Genomic DNA, 20,580 nt, shown 5'->3' with positions numbered 1-20,580 from the left:
ACCTCAGATATTCTCCAGACGAATACCCCGCGTTTTGGGGCCGAAGATCCCTACCGACAGCATCACCATCAGCATACTGACGACGATAAAGCTAATCACCCCCGGCGTGCCGGCGTATTGCAGAATAATGCCGATCAGGATGCTGGTCACCGCGGTGGAGAGCCGGCTGAACGAGTAGCAGAAGCCGACGGCGCGGGCGCGAATATGGGTCGGGAACACCTCGGCCTGGTAGGCGTGGTAGCTGATGGTCAGCCAGGCGTTGGACCAGGTGATCATAAACCCGCAGATCACCAGCAGAATCGGGCTGTTTTGCAGGGCGAACAGGGTCCCGAAGATGACAGTCATCAGCGCGGAGAGGACAATTTGCCACTTGTTCTCAAAGCGATGCACGAAGCGGGTGCAGAACAGGCAGCCCAGAGGATAGGCGAGGGTGATAAAGAAGGCGTACAGCAGACTGTGAGTGATGCTGGCCCCCTGACCGGAGAGCAGCGCCGGCAGCCAGTTGCCAAAGCCGAAGAAGCCGATCGCCTGGAAGAAGTTCATCACCATTAGCATCAGGGTGCGCTGCCGATACTGCGGCGCCCAGATTTCGCGGAAGGTGCCGCGTTTGACGACGCTCTGTGCCGCATGCGCATGCGCATGCTTCGGCGACGGCGTCACGCCACAGCGGGCTTCCATCTCACTCATCACCGCATGCGCGTCATCATGCCGCCCTTTGCTTTCCAGCCAGCGCGCTGACTCTGGCAGCTTTTTGCGGATAAACCAGATCGCCAGCGAGAACAGCGCGCCAAAGATGATCACCCAGCGCCAGCCGCTGAGGCCGAAGAGGGTGGTTGGCACCAGCATCCAGGACATCAGCGCCACCGCCGGAACCGACAGGAACTGGATGAAGAAAGCGAAAGCAAACGCTTTATTGCGCAGATGGGTTGGCATCCATTCGCTGAGATAGGTGTCAATGGTCACCAGCTCAATACCGAGGCCGATCCCCACCAGAAAGCGGAAAAAGATCACCCCTTCCGCGCTGCTCTGCGTCGCCATCAGCAGCGAAAAGAGGCCGTACCAGGCGAGCGCCACCATAAACGTCAGACGTCGCCCCAGCCTGTCCGCCAGCGGCGCCAACAGACTGGCGCCAATAAACAGCCCCATAAAGGTGGCGGAGGCAAAAGCCGCCTGATCGGCAATCCCGAATATCCCCGCCTGCCCGGTGTGGAAAATCCCGTCGGCCAGCAGCCCTGCGCTGATATACCCGGTCTGGAACAGGTCGTAGAGCTCGAAGAAGCCACCGAGGGAGAGCAGGGTGATAAACGACCATAAACCGAAGGAGGCGGGCAGCGCATCAATGCGTCCGGTTAAGCTGGCGTGCGGTTGTCCTGGCGAGGCATAAGGCGCGCCGCCGAGAACCTGGGTGGTAGACATGGTGTTGTATTCCTCAGGATGAATGGTTTGCCTGCTAATGTTAATTGATTGTTAATAGTTTTATATTTTTAATCCTACGCGTTAGCTGCAATCTTTAGCGCAAGATATCGCGGTACACCATGAAAAATGAGATTCATGCTAGTTTACGCCGCATGCCAGGCGAAGAATTGAAGTAAATCACCGCGGACGGTATTTCCCGTTGTGCGATTCGCCAACCCGCAGGAAAGCGGCTAGAATGGCCTCCTCGCAGGAGGTTATAAGAATGTTAAAAGAGGGATGTATGGCGTCGTATTCAGATCAGCCAGAGATGGCGACTGAGTTTCGCTTTACCCGTGTGATGGCCGAGCAGGCGGCGCGGGCGCGTCTGACGCTCGATGACGATCAGCTGTCGCTGATCGCTCGCCTGGATGCTCTGGGCCAGCAGCTGTTGTCCGCGGCTGGTACGCCGCAGGGGCTGTACGTCTGGGGGCGGACCGGGCGGGGGAAAAGTTTTATCCTCGACCACTTTTTTGCCAGCCTGCCGCTCGCCGCCCGGCGGCGGGTCCATTTTCATCACTTCTTCCGCGAGCTACATCAGCGGCTGAATGCTCCCGGCGCGCCCGACCTGCAGGCGGTGATGAGGCAGATGACTTCCGGCTGTCGCCTGCTGTGCTTCGACGAATTTCATCTTCACGACCCTGGCGACGCGATGCTGATCAAGGTCTTACTGGCGCATCTCTTTCAGCGCGGTATTGTGCTGTTGGCGACGTCAAACTATCCGCCGGAGATGCTGCTGCCCAATCCGCTGTATCACGATCGCTTTTTACCGTCGATCGCGCTGATCCGCGCCCACCTGGCGGTCGTCGCGCTGAACGGTGAGGAGGATTATCGCCAGCGTCATCTGAGCGTCGATAATGCCTTCTGCAGCGGGCGGATGTGGGTTAATCCGAATACACAACAGCGTCAGCTGTATGACCTGCCGTCGTTACCTGCCGAACCGGTTTCGCTGACGGTAGGTTATCGCACCCTGCTGGCTGCCACGGCGTCATCCACTCTGCTCCACTTCACCTTTGCCCAGCTCTGTCAGGCCGCCACGGCGGTGATGGACTATCTGACGCTCAGCGAAAGCTATACGGTCTGGTTACTGGAAGAGGTGCCGCCGCTGGCTACGGTGGGGCCGGCGGCCCAGCAGCGCTTTATCAACGTGATCGATGTGCTGTATGAAAAGCAGATCCGCCTGCTGCTGGTAACCTGCTGCGATCTGGAGACGCTGGTGGCCGGGGTGGAACTGGAGGATATTCAGCGTACGCGGAGTCGCCTGCAACAGTTGCCGCGGGCGGTATAAGCAAAACGCCCCGGCGGGTGCCGGGGCGGGGGGATTACAGATCGAAACGGTCGAGATTCATCACCTTAGTCCAGGCGGCGACGAAGTCATGCACCAGCTTCTGCTGCCCGTCGGCGCAGGCGTATACTTCCGCCAGCGCGCGCAGTACAGAGTTGGAACCAAACACCAGATCCACGCGGGTGGCGCTGTACTTCGCCTCGCCGGTTTTACGGTCGCTGCCGGTAAACAGCTCCGCGTGGTCATCGGCCGCTTTCCAGACGGTGGCCATATCCAGCAGGTTGACGAAGAAGTCATTGCTGAGCACGCCGACGCGGTCGGTGAACACCCCGTGTTTGCTGCCGTCGTAGTTCGCGCCCAGTACGCGCAAGCCACCGACCAGCACGGTCATTTCCGGGGCGGTTAGCGTGAGCTGCTGGGCTTTATCGATCAGCAGCGTTTCCGTCGAGACACCGCCTTCGATACGGCGATAGTTGCGGAAGCCATCCGCCAGCGGCTGCAGCAGGTCAAACGACTCGACGTCGGTCTGCTCAGGCAGGGCGTCGACGCGGCCTGGGGTAAACGGCACGTTAACGCTGACGCCGGCGGCAGCGGCCGCCTGCTCAACGCCGACCACGCCAGCCAGCAGGATGATATCGGCTAACGACGCTTTGCCGGAGGCGCGCTGGATCGCCTGCAGAGTCGGCAGCACCCGGCTGGCGATAGCATTGACCGGCCAGTCTTTCTGCGGAGCGAGGGCCAGGCGTGCGCCGTTGGCGCCGCCGCGCTTATCGCCGCCGCGGAAGGTGGAGGCGGAAGCCCAGGCGACCGAGACCAGCTCACTGACCGACAGGCCGGCGCCGGCGATGGCGGTTTTCAGGCTGGCGATATCCTCAGCGCTCGGCTGATGAGTCGCTGCCGGCAGCGGATCCTGCCAAATCAGATCTTCTTTCGGCACTTCCGGACCGAGGTAACGGGATTTTGGCCCCATATCACGGTGGGTCAGCTTGAACCACGCCCGGGCAAACGCCTCGTTAAAGGCCTGCGGATCGTTGAGGAAGCGGCGGGAGATCTTTTCAAACTCCGGGTCGAAGCGCAGGGTCAGGTCGGTGACCAGCATGGTCGGTTTGCGCTTTTTCCCCGGATTAAACGGATCCGGGATAATTTCCGGCGCATCTTTGGCTTCGAACTGGATAGCGCCAGCCGGGCTGCGGGTCTGCACCCATTCATATTTAAACAGGTTCTCGAAGAAGTAGTTGCTCCACTGGGTGGGCGTCTGCGTCCAGACCACTTCCAGACCGGAGGTGATGGCATCCGCACCTGCGCCGCTGCCGTAGCTGGAGTGCCAGCCCAGGCCTTGCGCTTCCAGTGGGGCGGCTTCCGGCTCGGCGCCGACGTGGCTGGTTTCGGCGGCGCCGTGGGTTTTGCCCAGCGTATGGCCGCCGGCGATCAGGGCGACAATCTCTTCATCGTCCATCGCCATATTGCCGAAGGTGGCGCGAATGGCCGCTGCGGCGGACAACGGCTCGCCGCTGGCGTTCGGTCCTTCAGGGTTGACGTAGATTAGCCCCATTTCGGTGGCGCCGATGGCCTGTTTGGCCAGGCTTTCCGGGTGACGGTGGGCCAGCCACTCTTTCTCATCGCCCCAGTCGACGTCCAGATCCGGTTCCCAAACATCTTCACGACCGGCGCCAAAGCCAAAGGTGCGGAAGCCGGCGTTTTCCAGAGCGACGTTACCCGCCAGCATGTAAAGGTCGGCCCAGGAGATTTTCTGGCCATATTTCTGTTTTACTGGCCACAGCAGACGACGGGCTTTATCGAGACTGACGTTGTCTGGCCAGGAGTTCAGCGGCGCAAAGCGCTGCTGCCCACGGCCTGCGCCGCCGCGACCGTCAACGGTGCGGTAGGTGCCGGCGCCGTGCCAGGCCATGCGAATAAACAAGCCAATATAGCTACCCCAGTCTGCCGGCCACCACTCTTGCGAGTCGGTCAGCAACGCTCTGAGGTCAGCTTTCAGCGCGGAGTAGTCGAGCTTTTTAAACTCTTCCCTGTAGTTAAAATCCTCACCCAACGGGTTGGAACGACTGGAGTGCTGGTTCAGCAGATCGACACGCAGCTGGTTAGGCCACCAGTCGCGGTTGCCGGTGCCGCTGCCGGCGCTCTGTTTTGGCGTCTCGGCGTGGAAAGGGCACTTTCCGGCGGATGCGTTGTTGGATGGGTCGTTAGACGTGCTCATATCAGGCTCCGTTTGCTTTTGTGAATGCCATTACGATATACACTGCTACCAATAAGCGATATTTGAATGAGTCTACAGATTTAATAGCTAATTCCGTTCAACGAAGGGTAAACATCCCCTTATATGACCAGGTAGACCTGGCGGTTAGTATAAACCTCACCATTAACCATAGACGTAACGAGACGGCAAAGGAAACGATCTGCGTCAATCAGGGAGCCGGATTGCTAATTGTTTGAGATATGACAATTTTCCTGCGAGAAAAGGATGAGGGCTGTCCGTTGCGCGAGCGTAACGAATGTTCGGTACGGGGGTTGTTGGCGGACACAGAATAAGCTAATACTTAGGCACCATGTGACTGGCGCTGAAGACAGAATACTGTCGGGGAGCATGGTCGACGTCGCCGCGCGCCTGGGCATTACCGATAGCTGGAGATAAGTTATGCCTGAATTCGCTTCATTAATGGCCTTTGCCGTGGTGGCGCTGGGGTTGGTGTTAACCCCAGGCCCCAACATGATGTATCTCACTTCGCGTTCGATTTGCCAGGGAAAACGCGCTGGCTTTATCTCCCTTGCCGGCGTGGCCGTGGGATTTTTCTTCTATATGTTGTGTGCCGCTTTCGGCATCACCGCGTTGGTTTTCGCGGTCCCATACGCCTACGATGCCTTGCGTTTATGCGGGGTCGCTTATTTGCTCTATCTGGCGTGGCAGGCGATCAAACCGGGAGGGCGGCCGATATTTGCGGTGCGCGACTTACCCGCGGACAGTGGGCGTAAGCTGTTTCTGATGGGATTCCTCACCAGCCTGGCGAACCCCAAAGTTGCCATCCTGTATCTGTCCCTGCTGCCGCAGTTTATCACCCCTGGACTCGGCAGCGTGCTCAGTCAGTCGTTAATATTAGGCTGTACCCAGGTGATCATCAGCGTGGCGGTGAACGGCATGATTATCTTGCTGGCCGGGCAGGTGGCGTTATTTCTTGGTCGGCGGCCGGGCTGGCAACAATTTCAACGCTGGCTGATGGCGACGGTACTGGCGGGAATGGCGGTTAAGATCGCTTTTGAGGCCAGAAAATAAGCGGGTTGATCGTGTAAACAGATGCCAGCCGTCCCCGTTGCTGGCTAACCTCGCACTCTGATGCCTTTCTCCTGCACAGAAAGGCTTCCCACGCTCTAACATGCTGAAACATTTCTGCCAGATCATTAGCAACCTTTCAGTAGGGCTGGCGCCGCGATAAGGCTATGCTTCCCGGCCGTTACGCTGTTGGCTTTTCTTGTGATTCAGGTGATGTACCGCTAATGCCCCTTTTGAGAGATGAAATTCGCGACCACTCCGCGGAAGAGATGCTGTTTATCCGCCGGGCCGCAATTGCTTTTCTGCTGGTGGTGGTCTGCTTTGGCGTGCTGATCGCCAACCTCTACCATCTGCAGGTGGAGCAGCATGATTTCTACCAGACCCGATCGAACCAGAACGACATTAAGATGCTGCCCATCGCCCCCAGCCGCGGGCTGATATTCGATCGCAATGGCATTCCGCTGGTGCAGAACATTACCCTGTATCGCCTGCAGGTGATCCCGAGCAAAATTCCCGATATGACCGCGCTGCTGCAAAGCCTGACGCCGATCGTCGACCTGACGCCGGATGACATCGCCAGCTTCCGCGACGATATGCACCACAACAGCCGCTATAAAGCGGTGACGCTGAAGTCCGACCTCAGCGACGTGGAGGTGGCGCGCTTCGCGGTTAACGAATTCCGTTTCCCCGGCGTGACGGTGGAGAGCTATCAGCAGCGCGAATACCCGTACGGCGCCGAGCTGGCGCACGTGGTGGGCTATGTGTCGAAAATTAACGACAACGACCTGCAGCGGCTGGCGAAAGACGGCGAAGAGGAGAACTATGCTGCCGACCACAATATCGGCAAGCAGGGGATCGAGGGCTATTACGAAAAAGCGCTCCACGGCACCACCGGCTATCAGGAAGTGGAGGTCGATAACCACGGCCGGGTGGTGCGTCTGCTGAAAGAGGTACCGCCGGTGGCCGGGAAAAACCTCTATCTGACCCTCGACCTGCACCTGCAGCAGTATATTGAGTCGGTGCTGAAGGGGCAGCGCGCGGCGGTGGTGGTGGTCGATCCCCGGGATGGCGGCGTGCTGGCGATGGTCTCCAGCCCCAGCTACGATCCTAATCCGTTCGTCAAAGGCATTGGCTATCAGGCCTATAAATCGCTGCTCGATAATCCGGACCGGCCGCTGATCAACCGCGTCACCCAGGGGCTGTATCCCCCGGCCTCGACGGTGAAGCCCTATATGGCGCTGTCGGCGCTCTCCGCAGGGGTCATCACCCCGAACACCACCTTCTTCGGCGCGCCGACGTGGACGCTGCCGGGCACGCAACGCCGCTACCGCGACTGGCTGAAGACCGGCCACGGGATGCTCAACGTGACCAAAGCCATCGAAGAGTCGGCTGACACCTTTTTCTATCAGGTCGCTTTCGAGATGGGCATTGACCGGATCCATGAGTGGCTGAGCAAGTTTGGTTACGGCCAGTCCACCGGCATCGACCTTAATGAGGAGTATGCCGGCGTACTGCCCAGCCGGGAGTGGAAACAGCGGGTGCATAAAAAGCCCTGGTATCAGGGGGACACCATCTCGGTCGGCATCGGCCAGGGGTACTGGATCGCCACGCCAATTCAGATGGTGAAGGCGCTCACCACCCTGCTGAACAATGGCAAGGTGCAGGATCCGCATCTGCTCTATTCGATGAAGCAGGGCAACCATGTGGAACGTTATCAGCAGCCGGCGAACCTGCCGCAGGTGGGCGATCCGAAATCGCCATACTGGGGCATTGTGCGCAACGGCATGTATGGGATGGCGAATCTGCCCAACGGCACCGGCTACAAGCTGTTCCATACCGCGCCGTACCAGATCGCGGCGAAGTCCGGCACCTCGCAGGTGTTCAGCCTGAAGCAAAACCAGACCTATAACGCCAAAATGATCCCGGTGCGTCTGCGCGACCATATCTTCTATACCCTGTTTGCCCCTTATCAGCATCCGAAGGTGGCGATGGCGCTGATCCTGGAGAACGGCGGCGGGGATGGGGTGGTGGCCGGACCGACGGCGCGCGCCATTCTGGACCACATCTTTGTTCCGCAGCAGGCGTCATCAGCGGCGGCTGACGTGCCGCAGCGTGACAGCGCCGATGCCCAGTAAGCGGCTGGACTTATTCCGGACGCGCACCGTTCATAGATATTGGTTATTTGTCCCGCGGCTTTCCGGGCGGCATAGTGATGGCAGGAACATGACCCGGAGCGAGGAGGAAGGGTGACACGTAACCGATTATTGCTGGTTCAGACCGGCACGCCGCCGGCAGCCATCCGCGAGGAGCATGGCGATCTGCCGCACTGGTTCCGTACGCTGCTGGCGCCGTGGCAGGCGCAGCTGACCGCGGTGCGGGTCTTTGAAGATGAACCGCTGCCGGCGCCGGATCGCCAGACCGTGGCGGTTCTCACCGGTTCGTGGGCAATGGTGTCCGATCGCCTGGCATGGAGCGAACGGACCGCCGACTGGATCCGTCAGGCGGTGGCTATCGGCATGCCGCTGTTCGGCGTCTGCTATGGTCATCAACTGATGGCCCATGCGCTGGGCGGTGAGGTGGCTTACCATCCTGCCGGGCGGGAAAGCGGCAGCAAAACGATTGCGCTTTCGCCGTGGGGTGTCGATGACCCGCTGCTGAGCGGCCTGCCAGCGACATTCCCCGCGCATTTGAGCCATTTGCAAACCGTGACCCGTTTGCCGGAGGGGGCTACCGTGCTGGCCGCATCCTCCCACGATCCCCACCAGATTGTGCGCTACGGGCCGCAGGCGGTCTCCACGCAGTTTCACCCGGAATTCACCGCGCCGATTGCCCGCTCGCTGATCCGCTACCGGGAGGCGGTGCTGCAGGCGGAAGGCATCGACCCACAACAGTTACACGAGGAGGTCCAGGAGAGCCCGCAGGCCGCGGCGATCCTCACCCGCTTCGTCAGCGACTTTCTGACCCCGGATGCCCCCGGCCATTAACTCCCTGTCGTGAACAGCACTCGCCAGCGACGACGCCGGCGGGTCATCTCACGCCACAGGGCGACCACCTCTTCAACGCGCAGCGCGTCAGCCGCCTGCGGCGTCACCCCCGGCAAGTTATACTCCTGGCGCAGCGCGTCCAGGGCGCGCACCTTCGGCGGTACCCGGGAGCGGGCCTGAGCGGCCAGCCGCTGCTGTAACAACCTGAAGGTCGCCTCATCCATGGGGTCCAGCTGGCGCAGAAAGGTTTTACAGCAGCGGAGGAGTTCTCCGGGACGGCGTTCCGGGGACTGGAGCGCCATCAGCAGCCCATCGCGATCGGCAACGCGCTGATAGCGGCAGCTCACCACATAGCCTATCTGCTGCTCCACCCGCAGGCGCTGGAAAAACGGCGGCTCGCAGAACTGCGCCAGCACCCGCAGGGCCGCCAGCGGAGCGCCTTCCGGCAGCGGAAGAAAGACCAGTAGCGCCGTGTCGCCCCGGGGATAAGCCAGCCGCTCGACGCCGCCGCGGCAGGGGGCCGGAGCGGGCATCGGCGGATTAACCGGGACGGTAAGCCGGCTCAGCTGACGCGCTACCCACTGCGCATCTTCCGCGCTGCCGCCAATCAGGGCCGCCAGCCAACCTTCCTGGTGCGCTGACGTACCCAGCCGTTCGGGGAGCTGGGCCATGAGATGACGGATCGCAATACTCTCCGGCGGTGGGGGCAGCGGGGCGACCGGGAGCGCGAGCTGCCGCACGATGGCCTGCAGAATCGCCTCCGGCCGTTGGCCGGACGCAGGCAACTGCAGGATCAGCTGCCAGCTGCCGTCGAACAGATGCCACTCGCCGTGTCCCCCGGCATGGCGCAGGGCGGCAAGTAATGGACGCAGCTGTTCCCCGCGCGCCAGCCCCCCGGCCGGCGTGGGCGAGCAGTAGAAGGGCGGTCGCAGCAGGAGCGTCGGCGGCTCTCCCGGTGACGGGAGGTGACGCAGTGGCGCGGCTTCCGCCGGGCTTTCGGCCACGAGCTCGCCAGCGGCCTGCGGATAAAAAGCGAATGCCAGCGCCGGGTCAGAGACCGGACGTGGCGACCAGCGGCTGAGCGGCAGGCTAAAGCCCTGGGTGGCTACCGTTGCTCCGGGGGGCTGCGTCTGGCAGGCCAGGCTGACCGTGGGGGCGGCCAGCAGGGCGGCGCAAAAATCGGCGAACCCGGTGGGCGGCGCCCCGGGGGCAAAGCCGAATGCCCGCTGGCGCAGCTGATCGAGGGGCGACAGCGCCTGAAAACGGCGCCGGGACAGCTGATAGTAGTGTTGCTGCTGCTCAGGCGTCGTCTGCTGTAGCGCCTGCAACCAGTGGGTTATCTGCCGGTCGACCTGTTCCGGCCGGTCGCTGGCGAAAATCAGCGCCAGCCAGCCGAAGTGCTGATCCTGATACAGCCAGTTCAGCGCCACGTCCTCGGCCATCCCGCGCTGGCGCAGGCCGGCCATCAGGCTACCGGGGGCTTCATCCAGCAAAAACTCGCGCAGTAACGTGACATTGTCACTTAAGGCGATCAGCGGGCAGCGCCACAGCGCGGGCTGGCTGGAGACGGCCAACTGCAGTTGAGGGGGCTCGCCCAGACTGAGCGGCGGCGCTGGCGGCGGTGCCTCGCCCGGGGCAAGCCCAGTGGCGAAACGGGTCGCCAGTTCGCCGAGCACCTCCAGCGACTGCGGCCCCTGCAGCCAGAGTTGCATCCGGCGGGCGACGTAGTGGCTGCGGTGAAAGTCACGTAAGGCCGCCTGTAGCGCGAGGAAATCCTCCCCCAGCGACCCGGCGTCGCCGACCTGAAAGCGGCGAAACGCCGCGGGCGCGATGGCGGCGTGACGCACGGCGGCTTCCCGTCGCGACAACTCATGCTGTTGGATCAGGCGGTTTTCGGCGTCGATAACCGCGACTTCGCGTTGAATATCGTCCCTGAGCAGCAGCGGCGCCTGCAGCATCTCCTGCAGGCGCGCGACGCCGTCAGCCAGATCCTCGGCGGCGACCTCGAAAAAGAAAGCGCTGTGGCTGGATAGGGTGGTGGCATTCACATTCCCTGCCTGGCGCTGCACCCAGCTCATCAGCCGTTCATCATTGCGGTAGCGCTCACCGCCGTAAAACAGCAGGTGTTCCAGCAGGTGCGCCAGACCGGGGAAGCACGACGGTTCATGGTGGCTGCCGGCGGCAACCCGCACCAGGGCCGCCGCGCGATCGGCCTGCGGCTGATGAACCAGGGTAGCCTGCAGGCCGCCCGGCAGAGTGACAGTGCGGGTCGCCAGCGTCATTACAGTTCCCGGGTTTTGTAGATAAGCTGCGAGCGGGTACGGTTGCGGAACTGCAGCTGGCTGACTTTGATGTCGCTGCAGGCCGCTTCGCGCCGGGCCTCAAGGATTTTGTGATGATGTGGGGATTTGCTGCACACCGGGTCGGCGTTATCGGCGCTGCCGGTCAGCATAAAGGCCTGACAGCGGCAGCCGCCGAAGTCTTTCTCTTTTTCATCACAGGAGCGGCACGGCTCCGGCATCCAGTCATACCCGCGATAACGGTTGAAGCCGAACGAGTCATACCAGATCGATTCCAGACTCTGCTCCAGCACCGACGGGAACGCCACCGGCAGCTGGCGCGCGCTGTGGCACGGCAACGCAGTGCCTTCCGGAGTGACGCTGAGGAAAATCGATCCCCAGCCGCCCATACAGCCTTTCGGGCGTTCCTCGTAATAGTCCGGGGTGACGAATAGCAGGTTGGTGAGGTTACCGCTGGCGGCCATTTTCTGCCGGTAATCGGCGACCACCTGCTCGGCGCGGGCGATCTGTTCCCGGGTCGGCAGTAACCCCTCGCGATTAAGAAACGCCCAGCCGTAAAACTGGCAGGTGGCGAGCTCGACGTCATCGGCTTCCAGCTCAATGCACAGCTCGATAATTTTATCGAGCTGGTCGATGTTATGCCGGTGGAGGACGAAGTTCAGCACCATCGGGTAGTCGCGCGCTTTCACCGCTCTGGCCATCGCCAGCTTCTGCTGGAAGGCTTTTTTATTGCCGGCAAGAGCGGCGTTGAGCACCTCATCGCTGGCCTGGAAGCTAATCTGGATATGGTCCAGTCCGGCCTCGCTGAAGGCGTCGAGTTTGCTCTCGGTTAGCCCAATTCCCGAGGTGATCAGGTTGGTATAGAACCCGAGGTCGCGCGCGGCGCGGATCAGCTCCGGCAGATCTTTACGGGTCAGCGGCTCGCCGCCGGAAAAGCCCAGCTGTACGCTGCCCATCGCTCGCGCCTGGCGAAAGACCTCGATCCATTGTTCGGTGGTCAGCTCCTTTTCCTGCCGGGCGAAGTCCAGCGGATTGGAACAGTAGGGACACTGCAGCGGGCAGCGGTAGGTCAGCTCCGCCAGCAGCCACAGCGGCGGATTGACGGCGGGTTTATTCTGGCTCACGGCAGGTGATCCACTTCTGTTGACAGGCGATCTGCAGGAACTCGACGACGTCGTCATCGACGCCGCCGGCTTCCGGGAAACGTTCGTTAAGCATGGCGCTAATCGCCGCGACGTCGCGCCGGCCATCGACCAGCTCGAGGATCGCCGCGGCGGTCTCATTGAGTTTAGCCATTCCCTCCGGATAGAGGATCACATGACTCTCCTGGGCGGCTTCCCACTGCAGTCGGTAGCCGCGACGAAAGGCAACGATGGACGTTTTTTGCATGATTACACCAGTCGGGTCGTGTGCCAGGCCGCCTTGTCGGTGACCGTGTGATAGGGCGGGCGCTGCAGAGCGTAGGCCATGGTCATGGCATCGAGCATCGACCACAGGATGTCGAGCTTAAACTGCAGGATCTCCAGCATCCGGTTCTGTTTTTCAGCGCTGTCACAGTAGGTCTTCGCCAGCGCCAGACCATGCTCAACGTCGCGGTTAGCCTGGCTCAAACGACTGCGGAAGTAAAAATAGCCTTCCTCTTTGATCCACGGATAGTGCTGCGGCCAGCTGTCGAGGCGCGACTGATGGATCTGTGGGGCGAACAGCTCGGTCAGGGAGCTGCAGGCCGCCTCCTGCCAGCAGGCGCGACGAGCGAAATTAAGATAGGCATCCACCGCGAAGCGCACGCCGGGCAGCACGTGACGCTCGCTGAGCAGGTCGTCGCGGCTCAAACCGACCGCTTCCCCCAGCCGCAGCCAGGCTTCAATCCCGCCATCTTCGCCGTGGCTACCGTCGTGGTCGAGGATCCGCTGCACCCATTTGCGACGCGTCTGCGCATCCGGGCAGTTGGCCATAATCGCCGCGTCTTTCAGCGGAATGGTGGTCTGGTAATAAAACCGGTTCGCCACCCAACCCTGAATTTGCTCGCGGGTCGCTTCGCCGTTATGCATGGCGATGTGGTAAGGGTGGTGAATATGGTAGAAGGCGCCTTTAGCCCGCAGAGCCTCTTCAAAGGCCTGCGGCGACAGCGTGTCGGTGATCAGCATGCGGTATCCTGAAGGGTGATTGCCATCCCGTCCCAGCTCACTTCAATCCCCTGTTGCGTTAGCGCCTGGCGCTGGGGAGACTGCTCGTTAAGGATCGGGTTGGTGTTATTAATATGAATGAGAATTTTGCGTTTTGCCGGCAGGGAGGCCAGCAGGGCCATCATCCCGTGCTCATCGCTGAGCGCCAGGTGTCCCATATCACGGCCGGTATTGCGCCCAACGCCGGCGGCCTGCAGCTCGTCATCCTGCCAGACGGTGCCATCGATCAGCAGACAGTCCGCTTTTTGCAGCCACGGCAGAAGGGCTTCATCCGGCTCACCCAGCCCCGGGGCATAGAACAGCGTCTGCCCGTTGCGGCGGTTTTCGATAAACAGCGCCACGTTATGGCCCGGCAGCGGCCGGTCGCGATACGGCGAATAGGGCGGCGCGTTGCTGGCGATAGGCACGGCGGTAAACTGCAAATCAGGGCAGGCGTCAACGGTAAAAGGCTGCTGCGGGGCGATGGGATGATGCACCAGGCCGCCGTTCCAGTGTCGCAGCATGGTAAACACCGGGAAGCCGGTAGAGAGATCCTCATGAACCTCCGGCGTGCACCACACCTGGTGCGGGCAGCCTTCGCGCAGGCTCAGCAACCCGGTGGTGTGGTCGATCTGGCTGTCGGTGAGAATAATGCCGCCGATAGACGTCCCGCGCAGTACGCCGGGTTTATTTAACTCGGGGGTATGGGCAATCTGCTGGCTGATATCCGGCGAGGCATTGCACAGCACCCACTCTTTGCCGTTATCGCTGACGATGATCGACGACTGGGTGCGGGCACTGGCCTGAATGGTGCCGTTGCGCAGACCCTGACAGTTGGCGCAGTTGCAGTTCCATTGCGGGAAACCGCCGCCGGCGGCGGAGCCGAGGACTTTAATGAACATGAAGACGGACCGGGTAATGAATGAAGGTGCCCGCGCGAACGGCGGGCGGGGCGATTAACGGTTAGAAATGTACAGCGTCACTTCCAGACCGAGACGTAAATCGATAAAAGCAGGTTTCTTCCACATGTTTTGTTCCTCTTAAAAATGACGACAGGCCTCACGGATAATGCTGGATCTGTGACGGCCGCCGCATATTGCGCTTCACCGGGAGAGAGATCAACCCGGAATCTGTAAGGAATTAACTTTATGTTTACAATATAACCTATTGTTGCCAAACCTTTTTTAATACCCGCAGCCAGTTGTTCCACAGCAGCTTATCCAGCACCAATTGATCATAGCCATTGTCCCGCAAGGCATTGATAAGCCGCGGTAAGCCGGCCACATCCCCCAGCTCGTCGGGCAGGGTGATGCCGTCAAAATCCGAGCCGAGAGCCACATGATCCTCACCCATTATGTTAATAAGATAGTCGATATGCCGGACAATGGTGGTTATGGGCGTGTCGCTGTCGCGCCGTCCGTCGGCGCGCAGGAAAGCATTGCCGAAATTGACGCCCACTACGCCTCCGCTGTCGCGGATCGCCCGCAGTTGCCGGTCGGTCAGATTGCGCGGCTGTGGGCACAGGGCGTGGGCATTAGAGTGGGTGGCCACCAGTGGGGCGGTGGAATGGTGGGCGGTATCCCAAAAGGCCTGTTCATTCATGTGCGAAACATCGATCTGCATCTTCAGGGCGTTGGCCTGAGCGATGAGCGCAATGCCCTCGCGAGTGAGACCCGGCCCGCTGTCCGGGCTGCCGGGAAAGGCGCCGGTGACCCCGCAGCCGAAGCGATTGGCGATGTTCCAGAACGGACCAATGCTGCGCACCCCGGCGCGATAAAAGGCCTGCAGATCTTCGCCTTGCGCGTCGAACCCGCCAGCACCTTCTATGTGCGCCACCATCGCCAGCGCGTTATCCTGGCGACAGCGTTCGATATCCGCCGCGCTCAGGCACAGCCGCGCGCGACTGGCGTCATGGGCGCAAATCGCCTTGAGGATAGCCAACTGCTGCCAGAGGATCGCCCGCGGATCCCACGCCTCGCTGGCGTACTGCGGCGCCACGCGGGCGATATACTCCTGCGGCGGCACAAAGAGGGCGAACAGGCCGCCGGCCAGCCCGCCCTGGCGGATACGCGGATAGTCGAGATGGCCGTTTTCTATCCCGGCAAAGAAGGCGCTTACCGGATCCTCACGATGGTGAAGCCAGAGATTCAGCAGCAGGTCATTGTGACCATCAAAAATCGCCATAGCGGGTTCCTGCGTTCTTAAGTGGTGAAAAATGCCTGCCACGGTAACGGATTTATCTCCTGGGGCAAGCATAAATTCACATGCCCGCAACAATTGCCAACCTCGACTCTGTATCACACTGTATCTCGCGGCGCAGCGCTGACATTAAGAGATAAAAATGGCCCCGGTCGGGCACATGGCAGATACAAATTTCCGCTTTACTGGTCACGTACTCTCTTGATGATGATAAAAGGTGAGAAAGTGATGAACAGATTATCCCTGATCCGCTATACCAGCGCCGCGGCGCTGGGGTTATCCACCCTGTGGTCCGCTGCCGTTTGCGCCGCGGAAGACGCGGGGGCGTTCGACAAGATCCACCAGATCCGCGCCGGCGACCTGAATATAGGCTACGTGGATATCGGCCCGCGCGACGGCCAGCCGGTGATCCTGCTGCACGGCTGGCCCTACGATATTCAGAGCTATGCTCAGGTGGCGCCGGCTTTAGCGCAGAAGGGTTACCGGGTCATTGTGCCGTATCTGCGCGGCTACGGCACGACCCGTTTCCTCTCCGCCAGCACGCCGCGTAACGGTCAGCCGTCGGCGATGGCGGCCGATATTGTCCATCTGATGGACGCCCTGAACATCAGGCAGGCGGATCTGGCCGGCTTTGACTGGGGCGCGCGCACGGCGGATATCGTCGCCGCGCTGTGGCCGCAGCGGGTGAAATCCCTGGTCTCGGTGAGCGGGTATCTGATCAGCAGTCAGCAGATTGGCGAAAAACCGCTGCCGCCGCAGGCGGAGCTGTCGTGGTGGTATCAGTTCTATTTTGCCACCCCGCGCGGCGAAGCCGGTTACCGGCAGAACACCCACGACTTTGCGAAATTTATCTGGCATCAGGCGTCGCCGCAGTGGAAATTCAGCGACGCGACTTTTGCCAGAACCGCCCGGGCGCTGGATAACCCGGACCACGTGGCGATCACCATCAGCAACTACCGCTGGCGCCTGGGGCTGGAGAAGGGGGAAGCGAAGTATGCCGGCTATGAACAACGGCTGGCGGCGCTACCGCCGATAACCGTGCCCACCATCACCCTTGAAGGGGCGAATAACGGCGCGCCGCATCCGGCTCCCGCCAGCTACCGGGCTAAATTTACCGGAAAATATGAACACCGGGATCTGCAGGGGGCGGTGGGCCATAATCCGCCGCAGGAGGACCCGGCAGACTTTGTCCAGGCGGTGGTGGACGCCGACCGTTTGTAATCCGCGCCTTGCCGGCGGCGCGACGTTGCGCTTCCGGCAACACGGCTTATGCTTGTGAAGAGTTTATTTTGCCGCAGGAGCACCCTTTGGAGCGTATTGACCACATCCTGGTCGTCGATGACGACCGCGATATTCGGGAACTGATTGTCGACTATCTGGAAAAATCGGGATATCGCGCCAGCGGCGCGGCGAACGGCAAAGCCATGTGGTCGGTGCTCAAAAATCATCAAATTGACCTGATTGTGCTGGATATCATGATGCCGGGCGAGGACGGCTTAACGCTCTGCCGCCAGCTGCGCGCCAACCCGCAGCAGGATATTCCGGTGCTGATGCTCACCGCCCGCACCGACGACAGCGACCGGATCCTCGGACTGGAAATGGGGGCTGACGATTATCTGATTAAACCCTTTGTGGCCCGCGAACTGCTGGCGCGCATCAAAGCCATTTTACGCCGCACCCGGGCGCTGCCGCCCAATCTGCAGATCACCGAGGCGGGCAGGCTGATCGCCTTTGGCGACTGGCTGCTCGACACTGCCGCCCGCCACCTGCTGGACGACAGCGGCGCCATCGTCGCCCTCAGCGGGGCGGAGTATCGGCTGCTGCGGGTGTTTCTCGATCACCCCCAGCGGGTATTGAACCGCGATCAGCTGCTGAATCTGACCCAGGGACGCGACGCGGAACTGTTTGAGCGGTCAATTGACCTGCTGGTGAGCCGACTGCGCCAGCGGCTACGGGAGGATGCCCGCGAGCCGGCCTACATTAAAACGGTGCGCAGCGAAGGCTATGTGCTGTCGGTGCCGGTCTCCATCCGCGAGAGGCATGAATGAGGTTTTGGCCCGCCTCGCTGCAGTCGAGGCTGATGGCGCTGCTGTTTCTGGCGCTGCTGCTGGCGAATACTTTAACCCTGTCGCTGCTGTTTTATGAGCGCATGAGCAGCGCTCGCAGCGTGATGCTGGGCAATCTGGCTTCCGATGTCGCCACCAGCGTGGCTATCCTTGACCGCCTGCCGGCCGCTGAGCGCCCACAGTGGCTGCCGAAGCTGGCGCGCGGCAATTATCGCTATCTGCTGGGCTCCGGCGAGCGCGGCGACTACCCGGACAGCTGGCGCGCCCGGGACGCAGCCCGCTCCCTGCAGGAGGCGCTGAGCGCGCAGTACCCGGTAAGTATTGTGACGATCCCCGGCCCGCGGCAGCATATTCAGGCCCATATTACCCTCCACGACGGCGCCCCGTTGACTCTCGATCTGTGGCCGAAGCTACCGGCCATCGCCCGCTGGCTGCCGGTGGTGCTGATCGCTCAGTTTGTTCTCCTGCTGGCCTGCGCCTGGTATGCCGTTCGCCAGGTGTTGCTGCCCATCACCCGTTTTACCCGCGCAGTGGACGCCCTTGAACCGGCCAGCGACACGGCGGGAACCATGGCCGAGCAGGGGCCGGAAGAGGTCCGCCGTGCCGCTCGCGCGTTTAACGCGATGCAGGCGCGCATCCACGACCATCTGCAGGAGCGGGCGCGGATCCTCGCCGCTATCTCCCACGATCTGCAAACCCCGATCACCCGAATGAAGCTGCGGGTGGAGATGGTCGACCAGCCGGAACTGCGCGATAAGCTGCTGCAGGATCTCGACAATATGACCCGCCTGGTGCGGGAGGGCATCGCCTTCGCCCGCACCTCGCAGCCACTGGCGGAGGCGCGCCAGCGGCTGAACCTTGACGCCTTTCTCGACACCATCGTCTGCGATTATGCCGATGTCGGCCGGCCGGTGCGTTTTTGCCCGGAGGAGACCGCCGGGGTGGTGTCGATCCCACCGCAGGCCCTGCGCCGGGTGATGACTAACCTTATCGATAATGGGTTGAAATTCGGCACCACGGTCACGGTAACTCTGACCCGCGACGCCGCCGGGGATGTCACCCTCCATGTACTGGATGAGGGGCCGGGGATCCCGGAGGCCGCGCTACAGGCGGTGCTGCAGCCGTTTTATCGCCTGGAGGACTCGCGCAATCGCGATACCGGCGGCACCGGTCTGGGGCTGGCGATCGCTGCGCAGCTGGTCAGCCAGATGAACGGCGCACTGCGCCTGGCCAACCGCCCGCAGGGCGGCCTGGACGCCAGCGTTCGCCTTGCCGCGGCGGGATTGTATCCTGCTGTATCTCCGGCGCAGACGGATAATTAAGCCGACAATTCTCCCCCTTTCCCGACACATTCGCCTTACATGGCCTTGCGGTAATGTCGTGGCTGCCACTCCCGGCAGCGACGACATAATGAGGAGAAGGCGATGTCGATATTCATTGCATTTTTGGGCGGAATGTTAACCCTGCTGAGCCCCTGTACGCTGCCGGTGATCCCGCTGCTGTTCGCCAGCGTCCGGGGCCGCCGGGGGCAGCTGGCAATTATGCTGGCTGGAATGGCGCTGATGTTCGGCGCGGTTTCGTGGCTGGTGACGGTCGCCAGCGGCTGGGTGGTGAATCTGACCCTCGCAGGCCGCGGCCTGGCGCTGGCGTTCTTCGCCCTGGTCGGGCTGAGCCTGCTTTCGCAGCGCGTCGCGCAGCGGCTGACCTCACCCCTGGTGGCGCTGGGAAATCAGCTTAACAACGCCAGCTCACGCCAGCGCGGCTGGATCGGTTCGCTGCTGGCCGGGCTGGCGGTGGGCCTGTTGTGGGCCCCGTGCGCCGGGCCGGTATTGGGGGCGATACTGAGCCTGGGCTTTGTGCATCCGGGCCAGGCGACCACTGGCGGGTTGCTGCTGGCTTACGGCAGCGGCGGGGCGCTGATGTTATTCCTGCTGGGGTGGTGTGGTGCAGCATTGATTGCCCGTCTGCGTCGTGGGCTGGCGTTCGGCGAACGGCTGCGCCGGCTGGCGGGGGTGGCGATGCTGGCCTCGGTGGCACTGATCGCCAGCGGCGGCGATCGCTATCTGCAAAGTGCGGGAGGCTGGAGTCAGGCGCTGGAGCAGCGGCTGGCCGCCCGTCTGCCGCAGCCGGAGCAAAAGACCATCCTCCAGCCGATCGCCGTGCCGCAGCCCAGCAGCGCGATGCCCTCCCTGGCGGGAGGCAGCGCGTGGCTCAACAGCCCGGCGTTAACTCCGGAGCGTCTGAAGGGCAAAGTGGTGCTGGTGGATTTCTGGACCCGGGAGTGCATCAACTGTCAGCATACCCTGCCTTACGTGCGCGACTGGGCGAACAAATACCGCGCGGCCGGGCTGGTGGTGATTGGCGTCCATACCCCGGAATATCCCTGGGAGCGTTCGCTGCCGCTGCTGCGCCAGGCGGTGAAGGACTGGCGGATAACCTACCCGGTGGTGGCGGATAATGAGTACGCCATCTGGAACGCCTTCGGCAATCAGTACTGGCCGGCGCATTACATTTTCGACGCTCGCGGACAGTTGCGTTATACCGCCTTCGGCGAAGGGGATTATGCCCGCCAGGAGCAGGTGATCCAGCAACTGCTGCAGGAGAGCAAAGCCTGACCCGCGGCGTAGGCGTCTGGCGGACGGTTCCCTCCAGCCCTTATACCTGATGCCGGGCGGCGCTGCGCTTGCCCGGCCTACAGGAGCGCGCAGGGAGAATGTCGGCGCGGTAAGGCGCAGCCGCCACCGGGCATCGAAGCGGGAGAGGCGCTGGATGCCCATTGTCGGTGACTGCCGGACGGTTCCCTTTATCCCTTGTGCCCATTGCCGGGCGGCGCTGCGCTTGCCCGG

Annotated in this window: 17 protein-coding genes and 1 riboswitch; of the genes, 8 read left to right on the top strand and 9 right to left on the bottom strand. The window is 61.9% G+C overall.

All coding sequences use genetic code 11. The annotated features are described in order from the left end of the window. Nucleotides 1–3: 3 nt before the first annotated feature. Entirely contained in the window at nt 4–1,416 is a 1,413-nt protein-coding gene (locus HMPREF3096_RS11860; RefSeq protein WP_016161113.1) for an MFS transporter, read from the bottom strand. Nucleotides 1,417–1,678: 262 nt separating this feature from the next. On the opposite strand from HMPREF3096_RS11860, the gene zapE reads away from it, so the two are divergent. Further along, nucleotides 1,679–2,740: a cell division protein ZapE gene (gene zapE, locus HMPREF3096_RS11855; protein ID WP_070544443.1), complete on the top strand. Its 1,062-nt coding sequence runs from the start codon at nt 1,679–1,681 to the stop codon at nt 2,738–2,740. Between the two features lie 34 nt (nt 2,741–2,774). Here zapE and katG read toward each other — a convergent pair whose 3' ends face one another. Continuing rightward, a complete protein-coding gene (gene katG / locus HMPREF3096_RS11850) occupies nt 2,775–4,952 on the bottom strand; it encodes a catalase/peroxidase HPI (RefSeq protein ID WP_070544442.1) in 2,178 nt (725 codons plus the stop codon). Between the two features lie 341 nt (nt 4,953–5,293). Beyond that, a riboswitch (ZMP/ZTP riboswitch) is annotated at nt 5,294–5,373 on the top strand. Nucleotides 5,374–5,390: 17 nt separating this feature from the next. Between katG and HMPREF3096_RS11845 the strand changes: the two genes are divergently transcribed. The 3 genes from HMPREF3096_RS11845 to HMPREF3096_RS11835 all read left to right on the top strand — a co-directional run bounded on the left by HMPREF3096_RS11845 (nt 5,391) and on the right by HMPREF3096_RS11835 (nt 9,004). After that, complete coding sequence (locus HMPREF3096_RS11845; protein ID WP_070544441.1) at nt 5,391–6,023, top strand: LysE family translocator; 633 nt, start codon at nt 5,391–5,393, stop codon at nt 6,021–6,023. Nucleotides 6,024–6,244: 221 nt separating this feature from the next. Further along, complete coding sequence (gene mrdA / locus HMPREF3096_RS11840) at nt 6,245–8,155, top strand: penicillin-binding protein 2 (protein ID WP_064144362.1); 1,911 nt, start codon at nt 6,245–6,247, stop codon at nt 8,153–8,155. Nucleotides 8,156–8,266: 111 nt separating this feature from the next. Beyond that, nucleotides 8,267–9,004: a glutamine amidotransferase gene (locus tag HMPREF3096_RS11835; protein WP_070544440.1), complete on the top strand. Its 738-nt coding sequence runs from the start codon at nt 8,267–8,269 to the stop codon at nt 9,002–9,004. On the opposite strand, the gene pqqF is transcribed toward HMPREF3096_RS11835, so the two are convergent. The 7 genes from pqqF to HMPREF3096_RS11805 all read right to left on the bottom strand — a co-directional run bounded on the left by pqqF (nt 9,001) and on the right by HMPREF3096_RS11805 (nt 15,653). After that, on the bottom strand, nt 9,001–11,286 hold the full coding sequence (gene pqqF / locus HMPREF3096_RS11830) for a pyrroloquinoline quinone biosynthesis protein PqqF (RefSeq protein ID WP_070544439.1): 2,286 nt from the start codon (nt 11,284–11,286) through the stop codon (nt 9,001–9,003). The two genes, HMPREF3096_RS11835 and pqqF, sit on opposite strands and share 4 nt — an antisense overlap. Next, nucleotides 11,286–12,428 (bottom strand): pyrroloquinoline quinone biosynthesis protein PqqE, encoded by a 1,143-nt coding sequence (gene pqqE, locus HMPREF3096_RS11825; protein WP_008804778.1) that lies wholly within the window; start codon nt 12,426–12,428, stop codon nt 11,286–11,288. Before pqqE ends, pqqF begins: the two co-directional genes overlap by 1 nt. Further along, nucleotides 12,415–12,693: a pyrroloquinoline quinone biosynthesis peptide chaperone PqqD gene (gene pqqD / locus HMPREF3096_RS11820; protein ID WP_070544438.1), complete on the bottom strand. Its 279-nt coding sequence runs from the start codon at nt 12,691–12,693 to the stop codon at nt 12,415–12,417. Before pqqD ends, pqqE begins: the two co-directional genes overlap by 14 nt. Before the next feature lie 2 nt (nt 12,694–12,695). Next, nucleotides 12,696–13,451 (bottom strand): pyrroloquinoline-quinone synthase PqqC, encoded by a 756-nt coding sequence (gene pqqC, locus HMPREF3096_RS11815; RefSeq protein ID WP_008804780.1) that lies wholly within the window; start codon nt 13,449–13,451, stop codon nt 12,696–12,698. Continuing rightward, nucleotides 13,445–14,371 carry a pyrroloquinoline quinone biosynthesis protein PqqB gene (pqqB, locus tag HMPREF3096_RS11810; protein ID WP_008804781.1) on the bottom strand — a complete coding sequence of 309 codons (927 nt, stop codon included), beginning with the start codon at nt 14,369–14,371 and terminating at the stop codon, nt 13,445–13,447. The genes pqqC and pqqB overlap by 7 nt, the downstream gene beginning before the upstream one ends. Before the next feature lie 54 nt (nt 14,372–14,425). After that, the gene (gene pqqA / locus HMPREF3096_RS29195) at nt 14,426–14,497 is read right to left on the bottom strand and encodes a pyrroloquinoline quinone precursor peptide PqqA (protein WP_002905689.1); all 72 of its coding nucleotides are present in this window, start codon (nt 14,495–14,497) and stop codon (nt 14,426–14,428) included. Between the two features lie 136 nt (nt 14,498–14,633). Further along, nucleotides 14,634–15,653: a dipeptidase gene (locus HMPREF3096_RS11805; protein ID WP_012968141.1), complete on the bottom strand. Its 1,020-nt coding sequence runs from the start codon at nt 15,651–15,653 to the stop codon at nt 14,634–14,636. 243 nt (nt 15,654–15,896) lie between these two features. Between HMPREF3096_RS11805 and HMPREF3096_RS11800 the strand changes: the two genes are divergently transcribed. From HMPREF3096_RS11800 to HMPREF3096_RS11785, 4 genes are all read left to right on the top strand, one after another. Further along, nucleotides 15,897–16,889, top strand: a complete 993-nt coding sequence (locus HMPREF3096_RS11800) for an alpha/beta fold hydrolase (RefSeq protein ID WP_023322671.1) — start codon at nt 15,897–15,899, stop codon at nt 16,887–16,889. Nucleotides 16,890–16,975: 86 nt separating this feature from the next. After that, entirely contained in the window at nt 16,976–17,716 is a 741-nt protein-coding gene (locus HMPREF3096_RS11795; protein ID WP_004180014.1) for a response regulator, read from the top strand. Further along, nucleotides 17,713–19,056: a sensor histidine kinase gene (locus tag HMPREF3096_RS11790; protein WP_070544437.1), complete on the top strand. Its 1,344-nt coding sequence runs from the start codon at nt 17,713–17,715 to the stop codon at nt 19,054–19,056. The genes HMPREF3096_RS11795 and HMPREF3096_RS11790 overlap by 4 nt, the downstream gene beginning before the upstream one ends. A 102-nt stretch (nt 19,057–19,158) precedes the next feature. Further along, nucleotides 19,159–20,349 (top strand): cytochrome c biogenesis protein/redoxin, encoded by a 1,191-nt coding sequence (locus HMPREF3096_RS11785; protein ID WP_070544436.1) that lies wholly within the window; start codon nt 19,159–19,161, stop codon nt 20,347–20,349. Nucleotides 20,350–20,580 lie beyond the last annotated feature (231 nt).

The sequence above is a fragment of the Klebsiella sp. HMSC25G12 genome, assembly GCF_001807705.1.
Lineage (GTDB): Bacteria > Pseudomonadota > Gammaproteobacteria > Enterobacterales > Enterobacteriaceae > Klebsiella > Klebsiella variicola.
This window is presented reverse-complemented; position numbering and strand designations above follow the sequence as displayed.